The sequence below is a fragment of the Verrucosispora sp. FIM060022 genome (assembly GCF_003977705.1).
In the GTDB taxonomy this organism is placed as follows: Bacteria; Actinomycetota; Actinomycetes; order Mycobacteriales; family Micromonosporaceae; genus Micromonospora; species Micromonospora gifhornensis.
Genome location: NZ_RQIV01000024.1, coordinates 1 through 5,248, shown reverse-complemented (window position 1 = coordinate 5,248; position 5,248 = coordinate 1). Strand labels below are relative to the sequence as shown.

The following is a 5,248-nucleotide window of genomic DNA, read 5'->3' as shown; positions in this document are numbered from 1 at the left end:
GGGATGGATTGTTCAACAGGTTTTTGTTGGAGAGTTTGATCCTGGCTCAGGACGAACGCTGGCGGCGTGCTTAACACATGCAAGTCGAGCGGAAAGGCCCTTCGGGGTACTCGAGCGGCGAACGGGTGAGTAACACGTGAGCAACCTGCCCTAGGCTTTGGGATAACCCTCGGAAACGGGGGCTAATACCGAATATTCACTCACGGGCGCATGTTTGTGGGTGGAAAGTTTTTCGGCTTGGGATGGGCTCGCGGCCTATCAGCTTGTTGGTGGGGTAATGGCCTACCAAGGCGACGACGGGTAGCCGGCCTGAGAGGGCGACCGGCCACACTGGGACTGAGACACGGCCCAGACTCCTACGGGAGGCAGCAGTGGGGAATATTGCACAATGGGCGGAAGCCTGATGCAGCGACGCCGCGTGAGGGATGACGGCCTTCGGGTTGTAAACCTCTTTCAGCAGGGACGAAGCGCAAGTGACGGTACCTGCAGAAGAAGCGCCGGCCAACTACGTGCCAGCAGCCGCGGTAAGACGTAGGGCGCGAGCGTTGTCCGGATTTATTGGGCGTAAAGAGCTCGTAGGCGGCTTGTCGCGTCGACTGTGAAAACCCGTGGCTCAACTGCGGGCCTGCAGTCGATACGGGCAGGCTAGAGTTCGGTAGGGGAGACTGGAATTCCTGGTGTAGCGGTGAAATGCGCAGATATCAGGAGGAACACCGGTGGCGAAGGCGGGTCTCTGGGCCGATACTGACGCTGAGGAGCGAAAGCGTGGGGAGCGAACAGGATTAGATACCCTGGTAGTCCACGCTGTAAACGTTGGGCGCTAGGTGTGGGGGGCCTCTCCGGTTCTCTGTGCCGCAGCTAACGCATTAAGCGCCCCGCCTGGGGAGTACGGCCGCAAGGCTAAAACTCAAAGGAATTGACGGGGGCCCGCACAAGCGGCGGAGCATGCGGATTAATTCGATGCAACGCGAAGAACCTTACCTGGGTTTGACATCGCCGGAAATCCTGCAGAGATGTGGGGTCCTTCGGGGCCGGTGACAGGTGGTGCATGGCTGTCGTCAGCTCGTGTCGTGAGATGTTGGGTTAAGTCCCGCAACGAGCGCAACCCTCGTCCCATGTTGCCAGCAATTCGGTTGGGGACTCATGGGAGACTGCCGGGGTCAACTCGGAGGAAGGTGGGGATGACGTCAAGTCATCATGCCCCTTATGTCCAGGGCTTCACGCATGCTACAATGGCCGGTACAATGGGCTGCGATACCGTGAGGTGGAGCGAATCCCAAAAAGCCGGTCTCAGTTCGGATCGGGGTCTGCAACTCGACCCCGTGAAGTCGGAGTCGCTAGTAATCGCAGATCAGCAACGCTGCGGTGAATACGTTCCCGGGCCTTGTACACACCGCCCGTCACGTCACGAAAGTCGGCAACACCCGAAGCCGGTGGCCCAACCCTTGTGGAGGGAGCCGTCGAAGGTGGGGCTGGCGATTGGGACGAAGTCGTAACAAGGTAGCCGTACCGGAAGGTGCGGCTGGATCACCTCCTTTCTAAGGAGCACCATCCAGCGAAGGCTGGTATGGAGCCCGCGATCTGCGAATGTCAGGTCGGGGTGCTCAATGGCGGAGACACTGGCGAGTTTTTCCTCGGCAACGGTCGGGGCGCTTAGTACAGCCGGCTTTCGGGTTGGTGGGAACGGTTGCTCTGGTGCGGCTGGGGAGGGATGTAGAGCACCCTGTTGGGTCCTGAAGGAACAACCATGGGTTGTTTTCTTCGGAGCCGATTACTCCACCGGTTGGTGGGGGTTGGTTGCCAGGCATGGCCTGGTCTCGCATACCGGATGTCACCTTGGGGTGGGGTTGCTGGTGTGGGGCTGTGGGTTGTGGGTTGGTTGTTTGTTGAGAATTGCACAGTGGACGCGAGCATCTTTGTGGTCAAGTTGTCAAGGGCGAACGGTGGATGCCTTGGCACCAGGAGCCGATGAAGGACGTGGGAGGCCGCGATAGGCCTGGGGGAGCTGTCAACCGAGCTGTGATCCCAGGGTGTCCGAATGGGGTAACCCGGCATCAGTCATGTGATGTCACCTGCACCTGAACTCATAGGGTGTGTGGAGGGAACGCGGGGAAGTGAAACATCTCAGTACCCGTAGGAAGAGAAAACAATTTAGTGATTCCGTGAGTAGTGGCGAGCGAAAGCGGATTGAGGCTAAACCGGTTGCGTGTGATACCTGTCAGGGGTTGCGTGGTCGGGGTTGTGGGACCCTGCGAAACGAGCTGACACTCGTTTGAGGAGTTATAAAACCAGTTGTTAGCTGAATGGTCTGGAAAGGCTGACCGTAGACGGTGATAGTCCGGTAGGTGAAAACAGCTGGTCTTCTGTGGGTGTTCCCGAGTAGCGGCGGACTCCTGAAATCTGCCGTGAATCTGCCAGGACCACCTGGTAAGCCTAAATACTTCCTGGTGACCGATAGCGGACGAGTACCGTGAGGGAATGGTGAAAAGTACCCCGGGAGGGGAGTGAAATAGTACCTGAAACCGTTCGCCTACAATCCGTCGGAGCCTTGCGGGGTGACGGCGTGCCTTTTGAAGAATGAGCCTGCGAGTTAGTGGCATGTGGCGAGGTTAACCCGTGTGGGGGAGCCGTAGCGAAAGCGAGTCTGAAGAGGGCGTTTGAGTCGCATGTTCTAGACCCGAAGCGGAGTGATCTAGCCATGGGCAGGCTGAAGCGTGGGTAAGACCGCGTGGAGGGCCGAACCCACCAACGTTGAAAAGTTGGGGGATGACCTGTGGTTAGGGGTGAAAGGCCAATCAAACTCCGTGATAGCTGGTTCTCCCCGAAATGCATTTAGGTGCAGCGTCGTGTGTTTCTTGCCGGAGGTAGAGCACTGGATGGTCTAGGGGGCCCACAAGCTTACCGAAATCAGCCAAACTCCGAATGCCGGTAAGTGAGAGCGCGGCAGTGAGACTGCGGGGGATAAGCTTCGTAGTCGAGAGGGAAACAGCCCAGATCACCAGCTAAGGCCCCTAAGCGTGTGCTAAGTGGAAAAGGATGTGGGGTCGCATAGACAACCAGGAGGTTGGCTTAGAAGCAGCCACCCTTTAAAGAGTGCGTAATAGCTCACTGGTCAAGTGGTTCCGCGCCGACAATGTAGCGGGGCTCAAGCACACCGCCGAAGCTGTGGCATTCACATTTTAACCCCGCTGGCGCCTTCGGGTGTCGGTGCAGGTGTGTGGATGGGTAGGGGAGCGTCGTGCCGGGGGTGAAGCAGCCGAGTGATCGAGTTGTGGACGCGGCACGAGTGAGAATGCAGGCATGAGTAGCGAAAGAAGGGTGAGAAACCCTTCCGCCGGATGACCAAGGGTTCCAGGGCCAGGTTAATCCGCCCTGGGTGAGTCGGGACCTAAGGCGAGGCCGAGAGGCGTAGTCGATGGACAACGGGTTGATATTCCCGTACCCGCGAAGGAGCGTCCCTGATGAACCTCGTTGTGCTAACCATCCAAACCAGTCAAGACCTTCGGGTTGAGGTTGGTGAGCGTGGGAACCTGGCGGGTAGTAGTCAAGCGATGGGGTGACGCAGGAAGGTAGCTGAGCCCGGCCGGTGGTTGTGCCGGGGTAAGCGTGTAGGCCGTGTCATAGGCAAATCCGTGGCACATGTAGGCTGAGACGTGATGCCGAGCCGATTCAGGTGAAGTCAGTGATCCTATGCTGCCGAGAAAAGCCTCTAGCGAGTTCTGAGCGGCCCGTACCCCAAACCGACACAGGTGGTCAGGTAGAGAATACCGAGGCGATCGGGCGAACTGTGGTTAAGGAACTCGGCAAATTGCCCCCGTAACTTAGGGAGAAGGGGGGCCGGAGACGTGAAGCCCCGCGCGGGTGGAGCGTTGTATGGCCGCAGAGAGCAGGGGGAAGCGACTGTTTACTAAAAACACAGGTCCATGCGAAGAAGTAATTCGATGTATATGGACTGACGCCTGCCCGGTGCTGGAACGTTAAGGGGACCTGTTAGCTCTTCGGGGCGAAGCGGAGAACTTAAGCGCCAGTAAACGGCGGTGGTAACTATAACCATCCTAAGGTAGCGAAATTCCTTGTCGGGTAAGTTCCGACCTGCACGAATGGCGTAACGACTTCCCCACTGTCTCAACCACAGGCCCGGCGAAATTGCATTACGAGTAAAGATGCTCGTTACGCGCGGCAGGACGGAAAGACCCCGGGACCTTTACTATAGCTTGACATTGGTATCTGAGTTAGCTTGTGTAGGATAGGTGGGAGCCGGTGAAGTGCATACGCCAGTATGTGTGGAGGCAATCTTGAAATACCACTCTGGTTGATTCGGGTATCTAACTTCGGACCGTTATCCGGTTCAGGGACAGTGTCTGGTGGGTAGTTTAACTGGGGCGGTTGCCTCCTAAAGGGTAACGGAGGCGCCCAAAGGTTCCCTCAGCCTGGTTGGCAATCAGGTGTTGAGTGCAAGTACACAAGGGAGCTTGACTGTGAGACTGACGGGTCGAGCAGGGACGAAAGTCGGGACTAGTGATCCGGCACTTGCGTGTGGAAGCGGTGTCGCTCAACGGATAAAAGGTACCCCGGGGATAACAGGCTGATCTTCCCCAAGAGTCCATATCGACGGGATGGTTTGGCACCTCGATGTCGGCTCGTCGCATCCTGGGGCTGTAGCAGGTCCCAAGGGTTGGGCTGTTCGCCCATTAAAGCGGTACGCGAGCTGGGTTTAGAACGTCGTGAGACAGTTCGGTCCCTATCCGCCGTGCGCGTAGGATACTTGAGAAGGGCTGTCCCTAGTACGAGAGGACCGGGACGGACGAACCTCTGGTGTGCCAGTTGTCCCGCCAGGGGCACGGCTGGTTAGCTACGTTCGGAAGGGATAACCGCTGAAAGCATCTAAGCGGGAAGCCTGCTTCAAGATGAGGTATCCCACCACCTTCGGGTGGGTAAGGCCCCCAGCTAGACTACTGGGTTGATAGGCCGGAAATGTAAGCCCGGTAACGGGTTCAGTTGACCGGTACTAATAGGCCGAGGACTTGCTCACAAAGGTTCTGCTCGCGTCCACTGTGTAACTCACAACAAACAAACAGATACCCCAACGTTTTGTTGTTGGTGTGGTGTTGTTTGATATGTTGATAGGGTTACGGCGGTTATGGCGGAAGGGAAACGCCCGGTTACATTCCGAACCCGGAAGCTAAGCCTTCCAGCGCCGATGGTACTGCACTCGGGAGGGTGTGGGAGAGTAGGACACCGCCGGACA

Annotated in this window: 3 rRNA genes; all 3 read left to right on the top strand. The window is 57.5% G+C overall.

Annotated features, from left to right (window positions below):
- The first annotated feature begins 23 nt into the window (after positions 1 to 23).
- The 3 genes from EG812_RS28960 (at position 24) to rrf (ending at position 5,247) form a co-directional block, all read left to right on the top strand.
- Positions 24 to 1,538, top strand: a 16S ribosomal RNA gene (locus EG812_RS28960).
- 382 nt (positions 1,539 to 1,920) lie between these two features.
- Positions 1,921 to 5,032, top strand: a 23S ribosomal RNA gene (locus tag EG812_RS28955).
- Positions 5,033 to 5,130: 98 nt separating this feature from the next.
- Positions 5,131 to 5,247, top strand: a 5S ribosomal RNA gene (rrf, locus tag EG812_RS28950).
- Together the 16S, 23S and 5S rRNA genes form the textbook arrangement of a ribosomal RNA operon.
- The last annotated feature ends 1 nt before the right edge of the window (position 5,248 follow it).